The organism is Variovorax ginsengisoli, from assembly GCF_030486595.1.
GTDB classification, from domain to species: Bacteria; Pseudomonadota; Gammaproteobacteria; order Burkholderiales; family Burkholderiaceae_C; genus Variovorax; species Variovorax ginsengisoli_B.
Genome location: NZ_JAUJZH010000011.1, coordinates 84,558 through 104,138 on the forward strand (window position 1 = coordinate 84,558; position 19,581 = coordinate 104,138).

A 19,581-nucleotide genomic window follows, 5' to 3' on the forward strand; every position below is an offset into this window, starting at 1 on the left:
CACCTCGGCTCGACGGCCGGCCCGGTCTGCGGCTTCTACAGCAGGCTCTCCGGCGCGAGCGGCGCGAGCAGTTCCAGCATCAGGCGGTCCCAAAGCTTCGAGTCGGGCTCGACGGTCAGCACCTGGTCGGCGCCGTCTTCGCTGGTGACCCATTCGAGCTTTTCACCGCCCTCGGCGAAGCGCACCCGGTAGGCGCCCTGCTGCTTCAGCACCTCGAGCAGCTTCAGTACCTGCTGCGCCATCTCGGGGCTGGCGATGAAGAGCCCGATCTCGGTGTTGTGGGTGTCCGAACGCGGGTCGAAATTCATCGAACCCAGGAACAGCGCCCGGCGGTCGAAGATCGCCGACTTCGCATGCAGCCGGCCGACCTGCGAGCCGAACAGGCCCAGCCGCACGCTGCGCTTGGTGCGCGCCGAACTCAGCTCGTAGATCTCGACGCCGAGCCGCAGCATGTCGGGCCGGTAGCGCCGGTAGCCGGTGTGGACCACCGGCTCGTCGGTGGCGGCGAGCGAATTTGTGACGACGCTGATGCGCACCCCGCGCCCGCGGATCTCGCGCATGACCTCGAGACCGGCCTTCCCAGGGATCAGGTAGGGCGACACCAGCGTGACTTCGGAGCGCGAGCGCCGCATCTGCTCGATCACGTTGTAGCGCACGCTGTCGACATCGAGCAGCGGCACGCCGCCGTACGACGCGGTCTTGCCGACGACCCGGTCGGGGGCGTCGGCATAGGCCTCGGCCAGGGTCCAGATCAGGTCGAGCCGGGCGCCGTCCTTCAGCGCCGGTCCGAGCGGCGCGTAGCCCAGCACGTCGTTGGGTGCCGGTGGGCGCGGCGCCGGGGTGTTGGCGGGGCCCGTGGCCTGCTCGAAACGCTGCTGCAGTTCCGCCGGCGGCAGCGGGGAGGCGACCACGGTCCCGATTGGCCGCACGTAGGGGCTGTTCCAGAACAGGTCGAACAGGCTGCCGAGGCGCTTCACGAGGGCGCCGGCAACGAAGGTGTCGATGTCCAGGAAGTTCGCGCCGGCGGTCTGCGTGAAGTACTGGTTCCCGATGTTGCGGCCGCCCGCCACCGCCATCGCGCCATCGGCGATGAAGAGCTTGTTGTGCATCCGGCGATTGACGCGGTCGAAGTCGAACAGCGAGCTGGAGAAGCGCTGCAGCAGGCTGCCGCGGCCGGCCGGAAACGGGTTGAACAGCCGCAGCTCGAGGTTCGGCGTCGCGGCCAGCGCGAGCAGCAGTTCGTCCTCGCCGGAGGTGTAGAGGTCGTCCATCAGCAGCCGCACGCGCACGCCGCGCAGCGCCGCGTCGCGCAGGGCGCGCAGGAAGTAGCGGCCGGTCTCGTCGTTCTCGATCTGGTAGTACTGGACGTCGAGCGTGCGCTCGGCGCGGCGCGCGAGCTGCAAGCGGGTGTCGAGGGCGAAATCGCCGCCGGGCATGAGCCGGAAACCGCTCAGGTCCGGGTCGGGCGAGGAGGCCTTGGCGATCCGCCCCAGCGTGGTCTCCGCGGAGGCCGCGATCGCGCTCGAGGGCTGGCGCTCGAAGTCGGCCGGCAGCATCGCGCAGCCGCTGACCAGCAGCGTCGTCGCCACCAGCGCCAGGCCGAGCCGCCACCGGCGCGCCAGCAGGCCCGGGGCGCCGCTCATGCTAGAGCGCCTTGCGCAGATTGGCCGGCGCGATGCGCAGGGCCTCGCGGTACTTCGCCACCGTGCGGCGCGCGCATTCGATGCCCTGCTCCTTGAGCATCTCGGAGATCTGGCTGTCCGACAGCGGCTTCTTCAGGTCTTCGGCGCTCACGAACTGCTTGATCAGCGCCCGCACCGCGGTGCTGGAGGCGTTGCCGCCAGTCTCGGTGCCGAGCGCCGAACCGAAGAAGTACTTGAGCTCGACCGTGCCGTAGGGCGTCGCCATGTACTTGGCGGTGGTCACGCGGCTGATGGTGGACTCGTGCAGGCCGAGCTCGTCGGCGATCTCGCGCAGCACCAGCGGCCGCATCGCGAGCTCGCCGTGCACGAAGAAGCTCTTCTGCCGCTCGACGATCGCGTTCGACACCCGCAGGATGGTGTCGAAGCGCTGCTGGATGTTCTTGATGAACCAGCGCGCCTCCTGCAGCCGCTGCGACAGGGCCTGGCTGCCCTCGCCCTTGTGCTGCTTGAGCGCGCCGGCGTAGATGTCGTGCACCCGCAGCCGCGGCATGACCTCGGGGTTGAGCATGACGCGGAACTTGGTGTGGGTGCCGTTGCCGATGCGCGTCACGATCACGTCGGGTATCACCACGTTGCGCTCGACGTCGACGAAGCGGCGGCCCGGCTTGGGCTCGAGCCGCGCGATCAGCTGCAGCGCCGCGCGGACCTCTTCCTCGTTGCTGCGCGTGAGCGTCGCCAGCCGCTTGAAGTCGCGCCGCGCGAGCAGTTCCATCGGCTGCTTGCAGATCGCGATCGCGGTCGCGCGCACCTGCGCCTCGTCGGCGTCCTCGTCGGGCTGCGCCAGGGCTCGCAGCTGGATCGTCAGGCACTCGCCCAGGTTGCGCGCGCCGACACCGACCGGCTCCAGGCTCTGCAGCAGGCCGAGCGCGACCTGGAAGTGATGCACCAGGTCGTCGAACTGGTCGTTGTCGTCGCCGGCCAAGCCCGAGGCCAGCGCCGGCAGCGAATCCTCGAGGTAGCCGTCGTCGTTGAGCGATTCGATCAGGAAGCGCAGCGCCGCGCGGTCGGTCTCGCCGAGCCGCAGGCCCAGCGCCTGGCGGTGCAGGAAGGACTGCAGCGACTCCTGGCTGCGCGCCAGCTCGGTGGCGTCGGTGCGCTCGTCGTCGCCCAGGTTGTTGGTGCGCGCGGGCGCATCGCTGCCCCACTCGCTGTCGTCGGGCGCCATGTCGACCGTGCCGTCACCCTCCCAGTCGGGCTCGCCGTCGACCGCGTCCAGGGTGGCGGGCTCGCCAACGTCGGCGGCCACCGCGATCTCGGCGGCGGGCGCCGAGGGGCCGGGCGTGAAGTCGCCGTCGGCGTCGCCGCTGAATTCGGCCTGGCGATCTTCGTCGCGCACCGGCGCATCGGCGCTCTCGAGGCCGAATTCCTCGCGCGCGGCTTCCTCTGCCGTGCGTTCGAGGAACGGGTTGTCGTCGAGCATCTGCTCGACCTCCTGGCTCAACTCGAGCGTGGAGAGCTGCAGCAGCCGGATCGACTGCTGCAGCTGCGGCGTGAGCGCCAGGTGCTGAGAGACGCGAAGCGAAAGCCCCTGCTTCATCGAGATTGCGCTCCTACATCCGGAAGTGCTCGCCCAGGTACACGCGTCGTACCTCGGCGTTGTCGACGATCTCCGAAGGCGTGCCTTGTGCCAGCACATGCCCGTCGCTGATGATGAACGCGTGATCGCAGATGCCCAGCGTTTCACGCACGTTGTGGTCGGTGATGAGCACGCCGATGCCGCGCTCCTTCAGGAAACTGATGATCCGCTGGATCTCGATCACCGCGATCGGGTCGATGCCGGCGAAGGGTTCGTCCAGCAGGATGAAGCGCGGCTGCGTCGCCAGGGCGCGGGCGATCTCGACCCGGCGGCGCTCGCCGCCGGACAGCGACAGCGCCGACGAATCGCGCAGGTGGTCGACCCGGAGGTCGGCCAGCAGTTCGCCCAGGCGCTCCTCGATGCGGGCCTTGTCGAGCGGCACCATCCGGCCGCGTTCATCGGGCTCGGCCTGCAGCTCGAGCACCGCGCGGACGTTTTCCTCGACCGTCAGCTTGCGGAAGATCGATGCCTCCTGGGGCAGGTAGCTCAGGCCCATGCGGGCGCGGCGATGGATCGGCATGTGGGCGATCGGCTCGCCATCGATCGAAATCTCGCCGGCATCGGCCCGCACCAGGCCGACGATCATGTAGAACGAGGTGGTCTTTCCGGCGCCGTTGGGGCCCAGCAGGCCGACCACTTCGCCCTTCTGTACCGCCAGCGACACGTCCTTGACGACCGTGCGGCTGCCATAACTCTTCTGCAGGCTGCGTGCTTCCAGCCGGCTGCCCGGCTGGCTGTCGCTGACACTCATCCCGGCTGTTTCGATCACTTCTTGGAGTCTCCGCCCAGCGTGGTGGTGGAACGCAGGCTGTTGCCCGGCGCCGGCGTGGTGGCCGGCACCGCCGGCTTGGCGCCGGGGGTTGCGGGTGCCGCGGCCGCCTTGGGCGTGAGGATCGCCTTGACCCGGCCGCTCGCCTGGGTCGAGACGCCGGCATTCGGCGGCAGCGACGAACCATTCACCGTGAAGGTGTCGTTGCTCTGGTCGTAGACGATCAGCGGTCCGCTGCTCTCGTCGTTCGGGGTGGCGCCGATCAGGCGGCGCATGACCGCGCGGCGGATGAACTTCACGTTGTCGGCGCGGCTGTCGTATTCGATCACCTCGCCCTCGCCCTCGATCCACTCGTCGGTGCCGCTGTTGCGCTTCTGCTTGAAGTAGGCCAATTTGCCCGGTTCGGCCGTGACGACGCCGTATTGGTAGCCCTCGGGATCCTGGCGCACGTCGATCCGGGTGCCGCGGATCTGGATCGTGCCCTTGTTGACCACCACGTTGCCGGTGAACACGCTGATCTGCTTGAGGTCGTCGTAGCGCATGTTGTCGGCCTCGATGTTCATCGGCTTGCTCCGGTCGGCCTGCTCGGCCGGGGCCAGCGATGCGAAGCCGGCCAGCGCCAGGGCGAGCATCAGCACGCGCACAGGACGACGGCGGGGGGAAGAGCGTAAGGGAAATGTCATAGAGGCACGAAACTTGCTCTGCGATTGTAAGCGTCCGCGGGACGCTGCCTCGCGCGGCCTTGACGAAAAAGCCCGCGGATGCGGGCTTCATGAACGGAAAAGTGGCGGCGCGGCCGCCCTGCGCTCAGCCCTTGCGGGCTTCGGTGACCAGGAAATCGACCGTCTGCAAGGCGCGGTCGAGCGAGCCGGCGGTATCGCCGTCGACATACCAGCGGCCGGCCACGCCGAGGGCGGGCACGCCGGCGACCTGGTAGTCGGTCGTCAGCTGCGCGGCGCGCTTGGCCTTGCCGACCACCGAGAAGGACTTGAACAGCTCGGCGAACTTCTTCGAATCGAGGCCCGGCTGCTTCTCGACCCAGGCCAGGATCGCGGCGTCGCCGGTCAGGTTCAGGCGCTGCTGGTGGATCGCCTGGAAGACCTTGGGCACGAATTCGTCGGCCTTGCCCATGGCCTCCAGCGCATAGTAGAAGCGCGCCTTGGCGTCGGTGTCGTTGCCGACGAAAGGCACCGGGACCCGCCGGAACGCGACATGCGGCGGCAGCTGCTTGATCCAGGGCTCGACCTTCGGCTCGAAGGCCGCGCAGTGCGGGCAGTTGAACGAGAAAAACTCGATCACCTCGACCTTGCCGGCCGGCGCATCGACCGGTGCCGGCTTGCCGAGCACGATGTAGTCGGTGCCGGCCTTGAAGGGGCGGCCCTGCGCATGCGACGGGCTGGCCAGCGGAAGAAGGGCCAGCGAAGCAGCGGCCAAAGAAAAGTCACGACGTTGCATTTGGAAAATCTCCTGTCGGCAGAAAGAGCCCGCGAACCGGGGTGGAGTTCCCCGGGCGCTCGAAGTAAAGATCGGTGAAGTACCAGTCCGGCGCCGGCCTATCGCTGGACGCGCACCAGGGCGGACTCGAGGCCGCCGCTGTCGAGCCGCTCCTTGAGCTGGTCGGCGTCGTCCTTCTTGTTGAACGGACCCGCGCGCACCCGGTAGACCGTGCGTCCCGCCTGCTCGCGCTCGGTCACGCGCGCCTCGACGCCCATCAGCGAGAGCTTGGCGCGCTGGGCGTCGGCATCCTCCTGGGTCCGGAAAGCGCCCGCCTGGACGAAGTACATGAAGGGGTCGGTTCCGGCGCCGGCCGCCGCCGCGCCGCTGCCCGAGCCGCTGCGCGCCTTGGCAAGATCGCCGATCGGGTCGTTCGAGGGCGGAAGCGCATTGGCTTCCGCCGGAACCGGCGCGGTCCGCGGTGGCCGCGGCGTGGCGGCGCTGCCGGGGGCCACCACCACCGGCACCGGGGCCGTGGGCGGCGCCGCGGCCGTTGCAGGGGCGGTGGCCGGAACCGGGGCCGCGGTGGCCGGGCCACGGCCCGGCGCGCCGGCCTTGCCGGCCAGCGGCGCGTTCGGGTCCCAATCGCGGTTCTTGCGCGCCTCGGCCTCGTCCTGCTCGGCGCCGCCACGCTGGGTCTTGGTCATGAACGGGATCGGCACCTTGGTCACGTAGACCGCGATCCCGAGGGCGATGCCGAGCCCGAGCACCAGGCCGACGATCAGCCCGATGACGATATTGCCGCTTTGTCTTGTCTTCATGGTGGAGGAGGGAATCACATCTTTTGCGGCGCGCTGACGCCCAGAACAGCGAGGCCATTGTGCAGCACCCGCGCGGTCGCCGCGACCAGCGCCAGGCGGGCCCGCTTGACCGGCTCGTCGTCGACCAGGATGCGCTCCGCGTCGTAGTAGCTGTGGTAGCTGGCAGCCAGTTCGCGCAGGTAGAAAGTGACGTCGTGGGGCGCGAAGTCCTTGGCCGCCGCGGTCAGCATGGCCGGGTACTTGGCCAGTTGCAGCAGCAGCGCCTGCGAAGCCGGGCTCTCGAGCGGCGACAGGTCGGCGCCCACGAGGCTCGCGGCGTCGCCGCCCCAGGCCGCCAGCACCGAGCAGATGCGCGCGTGGGCGTACTGCACGTAGTACACCGGGTTGTCGTTGTTCTGCGCCAGCGCCAGATCGATGTCGAAGGTGTATTCGGTGTCGGGCTTGCGGCTCAGCAGGAAGAAGCGCACCGCGTCGGTGCTGGTCCATTCGATCAGGTCGCGCAAGGTGACGTAGCTGCCGGCGCGCTTGCTGATCTTGACCTCCTCGCCGCCGCGCACCACGCGCACCATGGTGTGCAGCACGTAGTCGGGGTAGCCGGCCGGAATGCCGACCCCGGCCGCCTGCAGGCCGGCACGCACGCGCGCAATCGTGCCGTGGTGGTCGGTGCCCTGGATGTTGACCACCTGGTGGAAGCCGCGCTCCCACTTGGCGATGTGATAGGCGACGTCGGGCACGAAGTAGGTGTAGGTGCCGTCGCCCTTGCGCATCACGCGGTCCTTGTCGTCGCCGTAGTCGGTCGACTTGAGCCACAGCGCGCCGTCCAGCTCGTAGGTCTTGCCGGCGTCGATCAGCTTCTGCACCGTGGCCGCGACCCGGCCGCTGGTGTACAGGCTGGATTCGAGGTAGTAGTTGTCGAACTTCACCTGGAAGGCCTTGAGGTCCAGGTCCTGCTCGTGGCGCAGGTAGGCCACCGCGAACTGGCGGATCGAGTCGATGTCCTCGACATCGCCGCTGGCGGTGTATTCGCGGTCGTCCGAACGGACGGTCTTCTTCGCCTTGAAGTCGGCCGCGATGTCGGCGATGTACTCGCCGTTGTAGGCCTGCTCGGGCCACTCGGGGTCGCCCGGCTTGAAACCCTTGGCGCGCAGCTGGGTGCTGGTGGCCAGCGTCTGGATCTGCACGCCGGCGTCGTTGTAATAGAACTCGCGCCAGACCTTGTCGCCCTGGGTCGCGAGCAGGTTGCAGATGGCGTCGCCCAGCGCCGCCTGGCGGCCGTGGCCGACGTGCAGCGGGCCGGTCGGGTTGGCCGACACGAACTCGACCAGCACCCGGTCCTCGCGCGCGGGCTGGCTGCCGAAGGCGGGGCCGGCCTCCAGAACTTCGCGCACCACCTGCTGGCGAGCGGCGGTCTTCAGGCGGATGTTGAGGAAGCCGGGGCCGGCGATCTCGATCGCGTCGACCCAGCGGGCGAAGGCGGGCGTGGCCTGCAGCGCGGCGGCCAGCTGTTCGGCCAGTTCGCGCGGCTTGCGCTGCAGCGGCTTGGCCAGCTGCATGGCGGCGGTGCTGGCGAAATCGCCATGGGCCGCCACCTTGGGCGACTCGAACGCGGCTTTGCTGCCGGCGCCGGGCGAGAGGGATTCGAGCGTGTTCGCGAGCGCCGCGAGCAGCTCCAGTTTGACCAATAGCATCTGGGAATTTTACCGGGGGCAAAAGGCACCCCCGTAACGAACGTCATCCAAGAGTGAACTTCGGCCGTTAGGATGAACAGCCCCGAGGCGGGGAACACCGTCTCAACCTCAACCCAAGGACTCCTACATCATGAAAAAGCTCCTTTCCCTGCTGGCTCTGGGCGCCTCCCTGTCCTTCGGCATCGCCCACGCGTCCCCCTGCGACACCCAGGCGGCGGACAAGAAGCTGAGCGGCGCGGCCAAGACCAGCTTCGTCAAGAAGTGCGAGAAGGACACCGCGGCCGCCGCCGCACCGGCTTGCGCCGCCAAGGCGATCGACAAGAACGGCAAGCCGCTGGCCGGCGCCGCCAAGACGAGCTTCATGAAGAAGTGCGAAGCCGACGCGAAGGGCTGATCCGCCCCAGGCCCGGTCCGCAGGGCGATTCGAGCCGGGCCGGCTTTCGGCCTACTTGCCGAAGCCGCGCGCCAGGAAGACCGCCGCCAGCGGGATGACCGCGATCAGGTGGGCCTGGATCATCACCAGCTTGCGGGTCTTGCGGACCTCGGCCTCGGCCGGCAGTGCGCCGGTGGTGCGCAGCGCCTGGCGCCAGCGCAGGTAGCGCATCGTCGGAAAGATCGAGATCACGCCGACGACGACGAACAGCGTGAGCTTCAGGTGCAGCAGCGGATTGGTCCAGTACCAGGCCGTGCCCTTCATGCCCCACCAGGTGCGCGCCACGCCGGTGGCGATCACCGCCACCGCGGCGATGCCGTAGACCCTGTCGACCCTGGCCAGGCGCTCGACCACCGCGGCGTTGAGCCACTCGACGCGGCACAGCGCGGCCTCGCTGGCGACGAAGACCACCATGGTCAGGATGGCCAGCAGGTGCAGATAGGCAAGGATGGCTTCGAGGGTCATCGGGGGGTTTCCTTCTTGGGTTTCTACGGCGCCGCGATTGTGCCGCCCCAGAACTCCGGCCGGGCGTACTGGGCCTTCAGGAAATCCAGCCACAGCCGCACCCGCAGCGGCAGATGCTTGCGCTGCGGGAACACGGCGTAGATGCCGTTGGGCGGCGCGGCGAACTCGTCGAGCAGCGGCACCAGCAGGCCGGCATCGATCTCGGCCTCGACCTCCCAGGTGCTGCGCCAGGCGATGCCATGGCCGGCCAGGCACCAGTCGTGCAGCACCTGGCCGTCGGAGCAGTCGAGCGGACCGGTCGGCTTCAGGTAGATCACTTCATGCTCGCCCCCGGCCGCCGGCACGCGGAAGGCCCAGCCGCGGGTTTGCGAGGCGTCGCTCGACAGGCTCAGGCAGGCGAAGCGCGCCAGCTCCCCCGGATGGCGCGGGGCCCCGTGGCGGCGCACGAAATCGGGCGTGGCAACGCAGCGCCGACGGTTGTCGGCCAGCCGCAGGCTGACCAGCGACGAGTCGGGCAGGTCGCCGACCCGCACTGCGCAATCGAAGCTCTCGCCCGCCATGTCGACCAGCCGGTCGCTGAGGTTCAGCGAGATCGTGACCTCGGGGTGCAGTTCGTGGAAGCGCGGCACCAGTGGTGCCACGTGGCGGCGGCCGAAACCGGCCGGCGCGGTGACGCGCAGGTGGCCGCTGGCCTTGACACCGCCGGCGCTGACGCTGGCCTCGGCGTTCGCCAGTTCGACCAGCAGCCGCTGGCAGTCTTCCAGGAAGGCGCTGCCTTCGTGGGTGAGCGCGATCCGGCGCGTGGTGCGCACCAGCAGCTTGACGCCCAGCCGCTCCTCGAGCGCGTCGATGCGCCGGCCGACGATCGCCGGCGCCACGCCCTCGGCCTTGGCCGCCGCCGTGAGGCTGCCGCGGGCGGCGATCGCGACGAAGGATTCGAGTTGCTTCAGGCGGTCCATCGCCGGCGATTATCACGAGCGGGCGCGGTCCTGCGGGGCATGGCCTTCATTCGCCGGCGATCGCGCCCTTCGCCTTGAGCTGCGCGATCTGCGCCTCGCTGTAGCCGACTTCGCCTAGAAGCGCGTCCGTGTGCTCGCCGAGCAGCGGCGGCTGCAGCCGTACGCCCGGACGTTCGCCGCCGAGCGTGAACGGCATCAGCGGCACCTTCGACTGGCTGCCGTCGTTCATGCGGATCGGCGCCAGTCCGCCGGTGGCATTGAGGTGCGGATCGTCGAACAGCGCCTGCGGCCGGGTGATGGGCGCGAAGGGCAGTTCGTTCTGCTCGAACACGGCGCTGAGCTCGGCCGCGCTGCGGCCGGCCAGGTGCGAACGCAGCATCGGCATCATCCAGTCGCGCGCCATCACGCGGTCGTTGTTGGTCGCCAGGCGCGGATCCGCCAGCAGTTCCTCGAGCCCGAAGGCCTTGCAGAAGATGCCCCACTGCTTGTCGCTGACCGCCGCCAGGAAGATCTGCTCGCCGTCCTTGACGGTGAAGACGTCGTACACGCCCCAGGCCGAGATGCGGCTGGGCATCGGGTCGGCGGCGCGGCCGGTGGCGGCGAACTGCATCATGTGCTGCGCAACCAGGAAGACGTTGTTCTCGAACAGCGCCGACTGCACCTCGCAACCCTGGCCGGTCTGGTCGCGCTGGCGCAGCGCGGCCATCGCGCCGATGGCGCCGAACATGCCGCCCATGATGTCGTTGACGCTGGTGCCGGCGCGCAGCGGGTCCCCGGCGCGGCCGGTCATGTAGGCCAGGCCGCCCATCATCTGCACCACTTCGTCGAGCGCCGTGCGGTGGTCGTAGGGGCCGGGCAGGAAGCCCTTGTGGCTGACGTAGATCAGCCGCGGGTTCAGCTTCCTCAGGCTGTCGTAGTCGAGGCCGAGCTTCTTCATCGTGCCGGGCTTGAAGTTCTCGCTCACGATGTCGGCGGTGGCGATCAGGCGCAGCGCGGCCTCCACGCCCTCGGGTTTCTTGAGGTCGAGCGCGATGCTCTTCTTGTTGCGGTTGAAGGTCGGGAAGAAGCCGGCGCCCGAGCCGAGCAGGCGACGGGTGTTGTCGCCGTCGATCGGCTCGACCTTGATGACCTCGGCCCCGAGGTCGCCCAGCAGCAGGCCGCAGGTGGGGCCCATCACCATGTGGGTGAACTCCACGACGCGGATGCCGGCGTACGGCAGGGGGGGCTTGGACTCAGACATGGGACTTTCCTTGCGTGAAGCCCTTGGGCAGGCCGGCCTCGGGCGTCATGCCGTAGACCGGTTCTCCCGGCAGGCCGGCCGCGAGCGGCGCGCGGGCCGCGATGAGTCTGGCGAGATCGACGCCGGTGCGGACGCCCATGGCTTCGAACATGAAGACCAGGTCTTCGGTGACCACGTTGCCCGACGCGCCCGGCGCATAGGGACAGCCGCCCAGGCCGCCAAGCGATGCATCGAAGGTGCGTACGCCCTCTTCGTAGGCGGCCAGGCAGTTGGCCAGGCCGAGTCCGCGCGTGTTGTGCATGTGGGCCGCACCCGCCCGGTCGCCGAGTTCCGCGCGCAAGCGCCTGAACAGGCGGCGCACCTGCGCCGGATTGGCATAGCCGACGGTGTCCGACAGGCCCGATTCGTCGGCGCCCGCGGCGACGCATTGCACCGCGAGCCGGATCACCTCGTCTTCAGGCACCTTGCCCTGCAGCGTGCAGCCGAAGGCGGTCGAGACGCCGGCCTCGAGCCGGACCTGCGGCGCCATCTCGCGCCGCAGCGCCGCGATGGCGCGGACTTCCTCGACCATCTCCTCGCGTGTCTTGCGCACGTTGGCGAGCGAATGGGCGGCGCTGGCCGACACCGGCATGGTGAGCTTGTGGACGCCGGCAGCGAGCGCGGCTTCGGCGCCGCGGCGATTGGGCACCAGCGCCATCACGGTGAGGCCGGGCAAGGTGATCGCGTGCCTGACCACCTCGGCGGCGTCGGCCATCTGCGGCAGCAGGCGGGCCGGCACGAACGAGGCCACCTCGATCTCCCGCAGGCCGGCGGCATGGAGGGCGTCGATCCAGCGCAGCTTGTCGGCGGTCGGCATGGTGGCCTTGACCGATTGCAGGCCGTCGCGAGGGCCGACCTCGCTGATGAGCACGTCGGGGGCGGGCATCGGGGGCAACTCCTTCGGGGTGGTGGCTTGGAAGTTCTATCTAGCAGAACTGTATTCTATGCAACAGAATTAGACCGGCAATTCCGCTTCTTGTCAAGCCGCGCCCGCATGCACTGTATGCCGGCTCGACTGTCGGGTCTGAAGCTTGCAGCGCGGATTTCCCGCGGCGGGGCGCGTACGCTTGCGGTGCACGGACCCAATCATTGATTACCTTCGTTTTGGTCACTGATAAAACCCGTTTTCTGCTATTACTCGCCAGACTTGTATCGAATAAAGTGCTGGCAAGCATCTATTCAAGGAGTACAGAACCATGACCGCCCGCACCACCGTCCACGGCCTCCAGGTCGCCACCGAACTGCACCAGTTCATCGAGCAGCAGGTGCTGCCCGCGACCGGAGTCGCCGGCGAGGTCTTCTGGAAGGGCTTCGACACTATCGTGAGCGAGTTCGCGCCCAAGAACCTGGCCCTGCTGGCCGAACGCGACCGGCTGCAATCCGAGATGGATGCCTGGCACAAGGCGCACCCGGGCCCGATCGCCGACATGCCGGCCTACCGCGCCTTCCTCGAATCGATCGGCTACCTGCTGCCGCAGCCCAAGGACGTCCAGACCACCACCGCCAACGTCGACGCCGAGCTGGCCCTCCAGGCCGGCCCGCAGCTGGTGGTGCCGATCCTGAACGCGCGCTATGCGCTGAACGCGGCCAACGCGCGTTGGGGCTCGCTGTACGACGCGCTCTACGGCACCGACGCGATCCCCGAGACCGGCGGCGCCGAGAAGGGCAAGGGCTACAACCCGGCACGCGGCGCCAAGGTGATCGAGTTCGCGCGCCATGTGCTCGACCAGGCCGCGCCGCTGGACAACGGCTCGCACAAGATGGCGACCGGCTACAAGGTCGAACACGGCAAGCTGGTGATCGCCCTGCAGAGCAGCAGCACCGGCCTCAAGGACCCGTCGCAGTTCATCGGCTACACCGGCGAGGCGGCGGCGCCGAAGTCGGTGCTGCTGAAGCACAACGGCATCCACCTCGACATCCAGATCGACCGCTCGACCGCGATCGGCAAGAGCGACGCGGCCGGCGTCAGCGACGTGGTGCTCGAAGCGGCGCTGTCGACCATCCTCGACCTCGAGGACTCGGTGGCGGTGGTCGATGCGGCCGACAAGGTGCTGGCCTACTCGAACTGGCTCGGCATCCTCAAGGGCGACCTGACCGAGGAAGTCGCCAAGGGCGGCAAGACCTTCACCCGCGGTCTGAATCCGGACCGCGAATACACCGGCGCCGATGGCCAGCCGGTGAAGCTGCACGGCCGCTCGCTGATGTTCGTGCGCAACGTCGGCCACCTGATGACCAACCCGGCCATCCTGTACGCCGGCGGCAAGGAGATCCCCGAAGGCATCATGGACGCGGTCATCACCACGACCATCGCCACCATCGACCTGAAGCGCAAGGGCAACTCGCGCACCGGCAGCGTCTACATCGTGAAGCCGAAGATGCACGGCCCGGCCGAAGTGGCCTTCGCGAGCGCGCTGTTCGGCGCGGTCGAGCAGCTGCTCGGCCTGCCGGCCAACACGGTCAAGCTCGGCATCATGGACGAGGAACGCCGCACCAGCATCAACCTCAAGGCCTGCATCGCCGAGGCGGCCGCCCGCGTGGCCTTCATCAACACCGGCTTCCTCGACCGCACCGGCGACGAGATGCACACCGCGATGCAGGCCGGCCCGATGCTGCGCAAGGGCGACATGAAGTCCACACCCTGGATCCAGGCCTACGAGAAGAACAACGTGCTGGTGGGCCTCTCGTGCGGCCTGCGCGGCAAGGCCCAGATCGGCAAGGGCATGTGGGCCATGCCCGACCTGATGCACGCGATGCTCGAGCAGAAGATCGCCCACCCGAAGGCCGGCGCCAACACCGCCTGGGTGCCCTCGCCCACGGCCGCCACGCTGCATGCGCTGCACTACCACCAGGTCAGCGTGGCCGAGGTGCAGAAGGAACTCGAGAAGATCGACGCCAATGCCGAGCGCGACAACATCCTGAACAACCTGCTGCAAGTGCCGGTGGCGCCGTCGGTGAACTGGACCGCCGCCGAGCGCCAGCAGGAGCTCGACAACAACGTGCAGGGCATCCTGGGCTACGTGGTGCGCTGGATCGACCAGGGCGTCGGCTGCTCCAAGGTGCCGGACATCCACGACATCGGCCTGATGGAAGACCGCGCCACCTTGCGCATCTCCAGCCAGCACATCGCCAACTGGATGCTGCACGGCGTGGTCACTTCGGCCCAAGTCAACGCCACCTTCGAGCGCATGGCCGCGGTGGTCGACCAGCAGAACGCCGGCGACCCGCTCTACAAGAACATGGCCGGCCACTTCTCGACCTCGGCGGCGTACAAGGCGGCGCAGGACCTGGTGTTCAAGGGCATCGAGCAGCCGAGCGGCTACACCGAGCCGCTGCTGCACGCCTGGCGCCTCAAGGTGAAGGCCGGCACGGCCTGAGTTCAGGCGCGCATCAGGCCCTGGGCCGCACCCGGCGCCCTGAAGGCGAAGCCGGGAAACAGCTCGGCCATCCGCGCGTCCTGCAGGCGCAGGTGCCGCTCGCCGATTTCCGCCAGCACCTGGCGGAAATCGGTAGTCACCGCCAGGTCGCGGCCCTCGTGCAGCGCGCCATCGTCCAGGCCCGGCCAGCGTCCGTGCACGCGGCCGCCGGCCACCCGCCCGCCGAGCAGCCACATCACGTTGCCATGGCCGTGGTCGGTGCCGCCGTTGCCGTTCTGGCGCACCGTCCGGCCGAACTCGGACATCACCACCACCACCGTGTCGTTCCACACCGGGCCCAGCCGCGTCGCGAGGGCCGACAGGCCCTGCCCCAGCGGCCCGAGCCGGTTGGCGAGCTGGCCGCTGGCGGCGCCCTGGTTGGCGTGGGTGTCCCAGCCGCCCAGGTCCATGAAGGCCAGCTGCACCCGCGGGTCGTTGCGCATCAGGGTCGCGAGCCGGGCCGCGTTGTCGGGGAAGCCGTTGGGCAACGGGGCGCCGTTGCTGGCGGCCTGCATCTCGCGCTCCAGGCTGTCGCCGTTCATCGAGCGCATCACCTCTTGGTGCGATTGGCGCGACGCCTGGAAGGCGCGCGACAAGGCGTCGTCGCCGCCGTAGAGCCGGCCGAAGGCTTCCGCGACCTGCGGTCGGTCGAGCAGCGTCGGCTTGCCGGCGGCGGCCCCCAGCGGGACATTGGCGACGCTGTTGCGGCCCGCGCAGATGCGCGGCAGCACCGGGCCCATGCTGACGGCCCGGGTGGCGCTCGCGCTGCCGGCCGGGTCGGGCGGCAGCACGCCGAGCAGCCGGTTGAGCCAGCCGTCGGCGGTCGACTTGCGTCCTGGCGTGCCGGATTCCATGTAGTCCTGGGCATCGAAATGCGAGCGCGTCGCATCGGGTGAGCCGCAGGCCTGCACGAAGCCGAGCTGACCGGCCCGCCACAGCGGCATCAGGGGCGCCAGCGCGGGATGCAGGCCGAAGCGGCCATCGAGGTCGAGCACCCCGCCATCGACGCCCGGACGCGCCAGGGCGATGGACGGACGGACGGCGTAATAGGTGTCGTCGGCATGGGGCACGACGACGCTCAGGCCATCGACGGCGCCGCGCAGGAAGATCACCACCAGCCGCGGCGGCGCGGCGGCAAGGCTCTCGCCCACCGCGGCCCACGCCGAGGGGCCGATCGGGAGCAGCACGGCGCCGCCCTGGACGGCGAGTTTCAGCAGATCGCGGCGCAGCATGGCGGCTCCCGGCAAGTCAGCGGTGCATGAAATCCGGGCTGCCGAGCGCCATCGGCGCCTGCAGCTCGGGCATGGCCTCGGCCAGAGCGGCACGGGTCTTGGGCGAGATGCCGCCGCCCAGCGTCGCCAGCAGCGCCTGCGCATCGACCGGCGGCGTGGGCGCGGCCGGCAGCCGGCCCGAGGCCAGAGCGGTCGCAAAGGCGATGCGGCGCGTGATCGCGTCCGGGTTGAGCCACGCGTCCTGGGTGTTCTTGTAGCCGTCCGGCGTCTGGCAGCCGTAGAGCGGCATGCCGAGTTGGCGCAGCGTGCCGAGCAGGGGCCGGACGTCGGTCGAAGGCCAGTCGGTGGCGCGGACCGTCGAGACCACGTAGTCGTAGGGCGTCTTGAACTTCTGTCCCTGCACCTTGGGACTGCGGAACTCGGGGCTGGCGAACAGGGTCTCGAGCAGCGCCTGGATGTCGCCGCCGCTCGCCAGGTAGCGCCGGGCGAGGCGGTCGACCAGCGCTGCGGGCGGCTGGTCGGCGACGAAGTACTGCGCCAGCTGGTAGCTGACGTGGCGCGCGGTGGCCGGATGCATCGCCAGCAGGTCCAGCGCCCGCTCGCCCTCGGCCTGCCCCTGGTCGCCGATCCGCTGCCCGAGCCAGAGCTTGTCGCCGCGGTCGTGCCGCCGCGCGTCGAACGCGAAGACCGAGGCGCCGGTGGTCAGGCGCGGCGCGAAGGTCCATCCGGTCAGCACGCGGGCCAGCTCGGTCACGTCCTGCTGGGTGTAGCCGCTATCGACGCCCAGCGTGTGCAGCTCCATCAGCTCGCGGGCGTAGTTCTCGTTCAGGCCGCTGGCCCTGGCGGCGGGGCCGGCGCCGCTTGACGGCTGCGAGCCCGCGGCCACGGACTGCCAGTTGTCCAGGTAGAACAGCATCGCCGGGTGATGGGCCGTGGCCCCCAGCAGGTCGCGGAAGCGGCCCATCGCGTAGGGCCGGATCGCCTCGCGCTCGTAGTTGCCGACCAGCACCCGGTCCAGGCCCTTGCCGACGAAGACGTTGAAGTGGTTGAACCAGAAGTCCACCATCCGCTCCTCGAGCTGGCGCGGACTGCGCGCGGCCCGCCAGAGACGCGCCTGGCCCGATTCGATGTCGAGCTGCCGGAGGGCCTCGCGGCGTGCCGCCCTGGCCTCGTCGCCGCCGTCCTTGACCGCTTGCGCCGCCTCGCGGTACTGCGTGATCAGCTCCCGCTGCGACGCCGCGGCCGTCGGCAGGGCGGCGAGCTGCTGCGCGAGATCGGCCGGCAGCGGCAGGCGCTCGGGGTGCAGCTGCTCGTCGATGTAGCGATCGATGCCGACCTGCCGCACATGCGCCAGGTCGCCGGGCGCGGGGCCGTAGCCGAGGCGATTCAGCACATGGAGCGCGTCGGGTTCCGAGGCGCGCTGCGCTTGCGCGGGCAACACGGCGAAGGCCGCGCAAGCCAGGGCCCAGGCGATGACGCGAGCTTTCATGGACAACTCCTGCAACGGTGGTGGCTGAAGGGCGACACCTCCACAACGCCGCGCCGGCGCACTCGGCCGACCCTGCCCGCCAAGCTCGGCTGACTGACCGGCGTCGTCAGCCGCCAGGCGCCGGCCGGGCGCGCGCCAGGGTCCGCCCGACCTCGGCCGGGTCCATGCCGTACATCTCGGCGAACTCTGCCACCGTGCGGCCGCTGGCCTCGAAGGCACGCAGCAGGGCCTCGCGCTTGGCGGTGCGGGCACCGACTTCGACGAAAGCCTCGTCGAGCACGGCGTTGGTGACTTCGTCCTGCGTGCGCACGGCCAGCACGTAGTCCTCGCGCGACAGGCCCGAGGCCTCGATGGCCTCGACCAGGCGGGCGCGCAGCTTCGGCCGCAGGTCTTCCGCGGTGCGCGCCTGGCGGCGCTTGAAGACTTCGAGGATGGCGTGGTGCACGTGCTCGGGAGCCACGGGCTCGACCGGCATGCCATTCAGGTCATGGCGCTGCTCGCCAGCAGCCACCGCATCGAGGTAGCGGGTCGAGCGTGCATGGAGGCCGAGCGCGATCTTGAGGTCTTCTTTCTTGAAGACGTCGGGGTGCAGGGCCAGCAGCTCCTGGTAGACGCCGAGCTTGAGCGGCCGGAAGCGGGCCCCGAACATCTTGGGATAAAGCTCGAACAGGCGCTCCAGCACCGCGTTGGCCTTGCGCGGCGCGCGCTGGCCGCCCTTGGCCTCGGGGCCAGCCTTCGGCGTGGCGTCGGGCCTGGCCTCGGGCCGGGGCTTGCGCCGTCCGCGACGGCCTTCCCTGGGGGCGGCGGGCGCGGCGGATGCGGCGGGGGCCTCGGCGGCCTCGGGTGCGGAAACGGTCTCTGTCGTCGGGGTCATCGGAATCTTGGTCAGCGAAGCGAGGGGGCAAGGAAGCCCCGGAATGGCACCTACTGTAATCGTGTCGCGACCCGAGGTCCCGCGGCCCTCAGGTCGGCCCCCGAGCGGCCTCGGCCTCGGCCCGCAGCCAGCGCACGAAATCCTGGGCGTCCGGGTTGGCCGCCGCTCGGCGCGCGCTGTCGACGAAATAGCCGCGGCGGGAGGCCGCACCTTCACCGAAGGGCGACACCAGCTGGCCGCTACGCACCAGCGCGCCCACCAGCGGCAGCCGGCCGATCACCACGCCCTGGCCCGCCACCGCCGCGGCGACCGCGTCGGTGTAGAGCGTGAAGCGCAGCGTGTTCTTCATGCGCAGGTCGTTCAGGCCCATGACCTGCAGCCAGGGCTCCCAGTCGACGGTGGGCGTGCTGGCGTGGCCGGGCTCGTCGATCGTGAGCAGGGTCTGGCCCAGCAGGTCGGCCGGTTCGTGCAGCCGCGCCGCGATCTCCGGCGCGCACAGCGGCAGGACGGTTTCCTCGAACAGCGCCAGCCCGGTGCCGCGCGCGATGGGAACGAAGCGCACCGCGACGTCGACCCGGCTGCGCTCGAGGTCGAGCACGTCGAGGGTGGCCGACACCCGCACGTCGACCTCGGGATGATCGGCCGTGAAGCGCGCCAGCCGCGGGATCAGCCAGAAAGAGGCGAATCCCGGCGTGGTCGTGACCGCCACATGCCGCGGCAGCGGCACGCTGCGAACCCGGGCGGTGGCATCGCGCAGCCGCTCCAGGCTCTCGACCACCGCGCGCTGGAGCACGGCCCCGGCCTCGGTCAGCGCCAGCGCCCGATGGCGGCGCTCGAACAGCAGCACGCCGAGCGCTGCCTCGAGCTGCTGGATCTGCCGGCTGACCGCCGACTGGGTCAGGAACAGCTCGGCCGCGGCCTGCGTGAAGCTCAGGCAGCGGGCCGCTGCCTCGAAGCTGCGCAGCAGTTCGAGCGGCGGCAGGTCGGCCGTCGATCCGGCGTGTTTCGCATTCTCAGGATGCATGCAACGAGTTCCGAATGACCGTATGACACGGTGGGCCCTGCTCACTATATTCATTCCCACCGCGAATGCAAAGGAGCTCTTCATGGACCCCCGCACCCAACGCCTGAGCCTCAGCCTGCCGAAATTGGCCGTCTTCACGCTGCCCGACGCCCACGAAGTCGATATCGAATGCACCCGCGGCGCGGTCTGGATCACGCTCGACCACGACCGGCGCGACATCGTGCTGGAGCCCGGCGAGCGCTTCCGCAGCGACTCGCACCGCCGCGCACTGGTGGCGGCGCTCGAACCGTCCTGCGTGCGCTTCAGCGCCGCCGCGCTGTCGGTGGCCGCCCGGCCGGCGCCGGCCGAGCGGTCGCCTTGGCGACTGTGGGCCCACGGGATGACCCCGGCTTGACCCGGCGCCCGGGGCGTTGAACCATCGA

General features: G+C 69.7%; 18 protein-coding genes. 3 read left to right on the forward strand and 15 right to left on the reverse strand.

Going from position 1 to position 19,581, the window contains the following annotated elements:
* Window positions 1–35: 35 nt before the first annotated feature.
* From QZH52_RS16800 to argS, 7 genes are all read right to left on the reverse strand, one after another.
* The gene (locus QZH52_RS16800; protein ID WP_301811016.1) at window positions 36–1,643 is read right to left on the reverse strand and encodes a phospholipase D family protein; all 1,608 of its coding nucleotides are present in this window, start codon (window positions 1,641–1,643) and stop codon (window positions 36–38) included.
* A 1-nt stretch (window position 1,644) separates the two neighbouring features.
* Window positions 1,645–3,240 carry an RNA polymerase factor sigma-54 gene (locus QZH52_RS16805; RefSeq protein ID WP_301811018.1) on the reverse strand — a complete coding sequence of 532 codons (1,596 nt, stop codon included), beginning with the start codon at window positions 3,238–3,240 and terminating at the stop codon, window positions 1,645–1,647.
* A 13-nt stretch (window positions 3,241–3,253) separates the two neighbouring features.
* Window positions 3,254–4,030 (reverse strand): LPS export ABC transporter ATP-binding protein, encoded by a 777-nt coding sequence (gene lptB / locus QZH52_RS16810; protein WP_286533598.1) that lies wholly within the window; start codon window positions 4,028–4,030, stop codon window positions 3,254–3,256.
* A 14-nt stretch (window positions 4,031–4,044) separates the two neighbouring features.
* The gene (gene lptA, locus QZH52_RS16815) at window positions 4,045–4,731 is read right to left on the reverse strand and encodes a lipopolysaccharide transport periplasmic protein LptA (protein WP_301811019.1); all 687 of its coding nucleotides are present in this window, start codon (window positions 4,729–4,731) and stop codon (window positions 4,045–4,047) included.
* 124 nt (window positions 4,732–4,855) lie between these two features.
* Window positions 4,856–5,503 carry a thiol:disulfide interchange protein DsbA/DsbL gene (locus QZH52_RS16820; protein ID WP_301811029.1) on the reverse strand — a complete coding sequence of 216 codons (648 nt, stop codon included), beginning with the start codon at window positions 5,501–5,503 and terminating at the stop codon, window positions 4,856–4,858.
* Between the two features lie 98 nt (window positions 5,504–5,601).
* Window positions 5,602–6,303, reverse strand: coding sequence for an SPOR domain-containing protein (locus QZH52_RS16825; RefSeq protein WP_301811032.1), 702 nt, complete (start codon window positions 6,301–6,303; stop codon window positions 5,602–5,604).
* A 14-nt stretch (window positions 6,304–6,317) separates the two neighbouring features.
* A complete protein-coding gene (gene argS, locus QZH52_RS16830) occupies window positions 6,318–7,991 on the reverse strand; it encodes an arginine--tRNA ligase (RefSeq protein ID WP_301811033.1) in 1,674 nt (557 codons plus the stop codon).
* 130 nt (window positions 7,992–8,121) lie between these two features.
* Here argS and QZH52_RS16835 point away from each other — a divergent pair, with 130 nt between their 5' ends.
* On the forward strand, window positions 8,122–8,385 hold the full coding sequence (locus QZH52_RS16835; RefSeq protein WP_301811035.1) for a hypothetical protein: 264 nt from the start codon (window positions 8,122–8,124) through the stop codon (window positions 8,383–8,385).
* A gap of 51 nt (window positions 8,386–8,436) precedes the next feature.
* Here QZH52_RS16835 and QZH52_RS16840 read toward each other — a convergent pair whose 3' ends face one another.
* Genes QZH52_RS16840 through QZH52_RS16855 form a run of 4 tightly spaced genes read right to left on the reverse strand, consistent with a single transcriptional unit; the run spans window position 8,437 to window position 12,013 of the window.
* Window positions 8,437–8,889, reverse strand: a complete 453-nt coding sequence (locus tag QZH52_RS16840) for a DUF2214 family protein (protein ID WP_301811036.1) — start codon at window positions 8,887–8,889, stop codon at window positions 8,437–8,439.
* A 23-nt stretch (window positions 8,890–8,912) separates the two neighbouring features.
* Entirely contained in the window at window positions 8,913–9,848 is a 936-nt protein-coding gene (locus tag QZH52_RS16845) for a LysR family transcriptional regulator (protein ID WP_286533588.1), read from the reverse strand.
* A gap of 46 nt (window positions 9,849–9,894) precedes the next feature.
* Window positions 9,895–11,088 carry a CaiB/BaiF CoA transferase family protein gene (locus QZH52_RS16850; protein ID WP_301811037.1) on the reverse strand — a complete coding sequence of 398 codons (1,194 nt, stop codon included), beginning with the start codon at window positions 11,086–11,088 and terminating at the stop codon, window positions 9,895–9,897.
* The gene (locus QZH52_RS16855) at window positions 11,081–12,013 is read right to left on the reverse strand and encodes a hydroxymethylglutaryl-CoA lyase (protein WP_301811038.1); all 933 of its coding nucleotides are present in this window, start codon (window positions 12,011–12,013) and stop codon (window positions 11,081–11,083) included. Before QZH52_RS16855 ends, QZH52_RS16850 begins: the two co-directional genes overlap by 8 nt.
* Before the next feature lie 310 nt (window positions 12,014–12,323).
* Between QZH52_RS16855 and QZH52_RS16860 the strand changes: the two genes are divergently transcribed.
* The gene (locus QZH52_RS16860) at window positions 12,324–14,501 is read left to right on the forward strand and encodes a malate synthase G (protein WP_301811039.1); all 2,178 of its coding nucleotides are present in this window, start codon (window positions 12,324–12,326) and stop codon (window positions 14,499–14,501) included.
* A gap of 2 nt (window positions 14,502–14,503) precedes the next feature.
* Here the strand turns inward: QZH52_RS16860 and QZH52_RS16865 are convergent, their stop codons facing one another.
* The 4 genes from QZH52_RS16865 to QZH52_RS16880 all read right to left on the reverse strand — a co-directional run bounded on the left by QZH52_RS16865 (window position 14,504) and on the right by QZH52_RS16880 (window position 19,159).
* On the reverse strand, window positions 14,504–15,772 hold the full coding sequence (locus tag QZH52_RS16865; RefSeq protein WP_301811040.1) for a DUF1501 domain-containing protein: 1,269 nt from the start codon (window positions 15,770–15,772) through the stop codon (window positions 14,504–14,506).
* A 16-nt stretch (window positions 15,773–15,788) separates the two neighbouring features.
* Entirely contained in the window at window positions 15,789–17,261 is a 1,473-nt protein-coding gene (locus QZH52_RS16870) for a DUF1800 domain-containing protein (protein WP_301811041.1), read from the reverse strand.
* Between the two features lie 106 nt (window positions 17,262–17,367).
* A complete protein-coding gene (locus tag QZH52_RS16875) occupies window positions 17,368–18,135 on the reverse strand; it encodes a ProQ/FINO family protein (RefSeq protein WP_301811043.1) in 768 nt (255 codons plus the stop codon).
* A gap of 88 nt (window positions 18,136–18,223) precedes the next feature.
* Window positions 18,224–19,159 (reverse strand): LysR substrate-binding domain-containing protein, encoded by a 936-nt coding sequence (locus tag QZH52_RS16880; RefSeq protein ID WP_301811044.1) that lies wholly within the window; start codon window positions 19,157–19,159, stop codon window positions 18,224–18,226.
* Between the two features lie 82 nt (window positions 19,160–19,241).
* Here QZH52_RS16880 and QZH52_RS16885 point away from each other — a divergent pair, with 82 nt between their 5' ends.
* Window positions 19,242–19,553 carry a DUF2917 domain-containing protein gene (locus QZH52_RS16885; RefSeq protein ID WP_301811045.1) on the forward strand — a complete coding sequence of 104 codons (312 nt, stop codon included), beginning with the start codon at window positions 19,242–19,244 and terminating at the stop codon, window positions 19,551–19,553.
* The last annotated feature ends 28 nt before the right edge of the window (window positions 19,554–19,581 follow it).

What these genes read in the sequence shown, in the direction of transcription:
- QZH52_RS16870 (WP_301811041.1), bottom strand. Translation starts at nt 17,261, where the DNA reads ATGAAAGCTCGCGTCATCGCCTGGGCCCTGGCTTGCGCGGCCTTCGCC.
- QZH52_RS16800 (WP_301811016.1), bottom strand. Translation starts at nt 1,643, where the DNA reads ATGAGCGGCGCCCCGGGCCTGCTGGCGCGCCGGTGGCGGCTCGGCCTG.
- QZH52_RS16885 (WP_301811045.1), top strand. Translation starts at nt 19,242, where the DNA reads ATGGACCCCCGCACCCAACGCCTGAGCCTCAGCCTGCCGAAATTGGCC.
- lptA (WP_301811019.1), bottom strand. Translation starts at nt 4,731, where the DNA reads ATGACATTTCCCTTACGCTCTTCCCCCCGCCGTCGTCCTGTGCGCGTG.
- QZH52_RS16825 (WP_301811032.1), bottom strand. Translation starts at nt 6,303, where the DNA reads ATGAAGACAAGACAAAGCGGCAATATCGTCATCGGGCTGATCGTCGGC.
- QZH52_RS16875 (WP_301811043.1), bottom strand. Translation starts at nt 18,135, where the DNA reads ATGACCCCGACGACAGAGACCGTTTCCGCACCCGAGGCCGCCGAGGCC.
- lptB (WP_286533598.1), bottom strand. Translation starts at nt 4,030, where the DNA reads ATGAGTGTCAGCGACAGCCAGCCGGGCAGCCGGCTGGAAGCACGCAGC.
- QZH52_RS16840 (WP_301811036.1), bottom strand. Translation starts at nt 8,889, where the DNA reads ATGACCCTCGAAGCCATCCTTGCCTATCTGCACCTGCTGGCCATCCTG.
- QZH52_RS16865 (WP_301811040.1), bottom strand. Translation starts at nt 15,772, where the DNA reads ATGCTGCGCCGCGATCTGCTGAAACTCGCCGTCCAGGGCGGCGCCGTG.
- QZH52_RS16855 (WP_301811038.1), bottom strand. Translation starts at nt 12,013, where the DNA reads ATGCCCGCCCCCGACGTGCTCATCAGCGAGGTCGGCCCTCGCGACGGC.
- argS (WP_301811033.1), bottom strand. Translation starts at nt 7,991, where the DNA reads ATGCTATTGGTCAAACTGGAGCTGCTCGCGGCGCTCGCGAACACGCTC.
- QZH52_RS16845 (WP_286533588.1), bottom strand. Translation starts at nt 9,848, where the DNA reads ATGGACCGCCTGAAGCAACTCGAATCCTTCGTCGCGATCGCCGCCCGC.
- QZH52_RS16820 (WP_301811029.1), bottom strand. Translation starts at nt 5,503, where the DNA reads ATGCAACGTCGTGACTTTTCTTTGGCCGCTGCTTCGCTGGCCCTTCTT.
- QZH52_RS16805 (WP_301811018.1), bottom strand. Translation starts at nt 3,240, where the DNA reads ATGAAGCAGGGGCTTTCGCTTCGCGTCTCTCAGCACCTGGCGCTCACG.
- QZH52_RS16860 (WP_301811039.1), top strand. Translation starts at nt 12,324, where the DNA reads ATGACCGCCCGCACCACCGTCCACGGCCTCCAGGTCGCCACCGAACTG.
- QZH52_RS16835 (WP_301811035.1), top strand. Translation starts at nt 8,122, where the DNA reads ATGAAAAAGCTCCTTTCCCTGCTGGCTCTGGGCGCCTCCCTGTCCTTC.
- QZH52_RS16850 (WP_301811037.1), bottom strand. Translation starts at nt 11,088, where the DNA reads ATGTCTGAGTCCAAGCCCCCCCTGCCGTACGCCGGCATCCGCGTCGTG.
- QZH52_RS16880 (WP_301811044.1), bottom strand. Translation starts at nt 19,159, where the DNA reads ATGCATCCTGAGAATGCGAAACACGCCGGATCGACGGCCGACCTGCCG.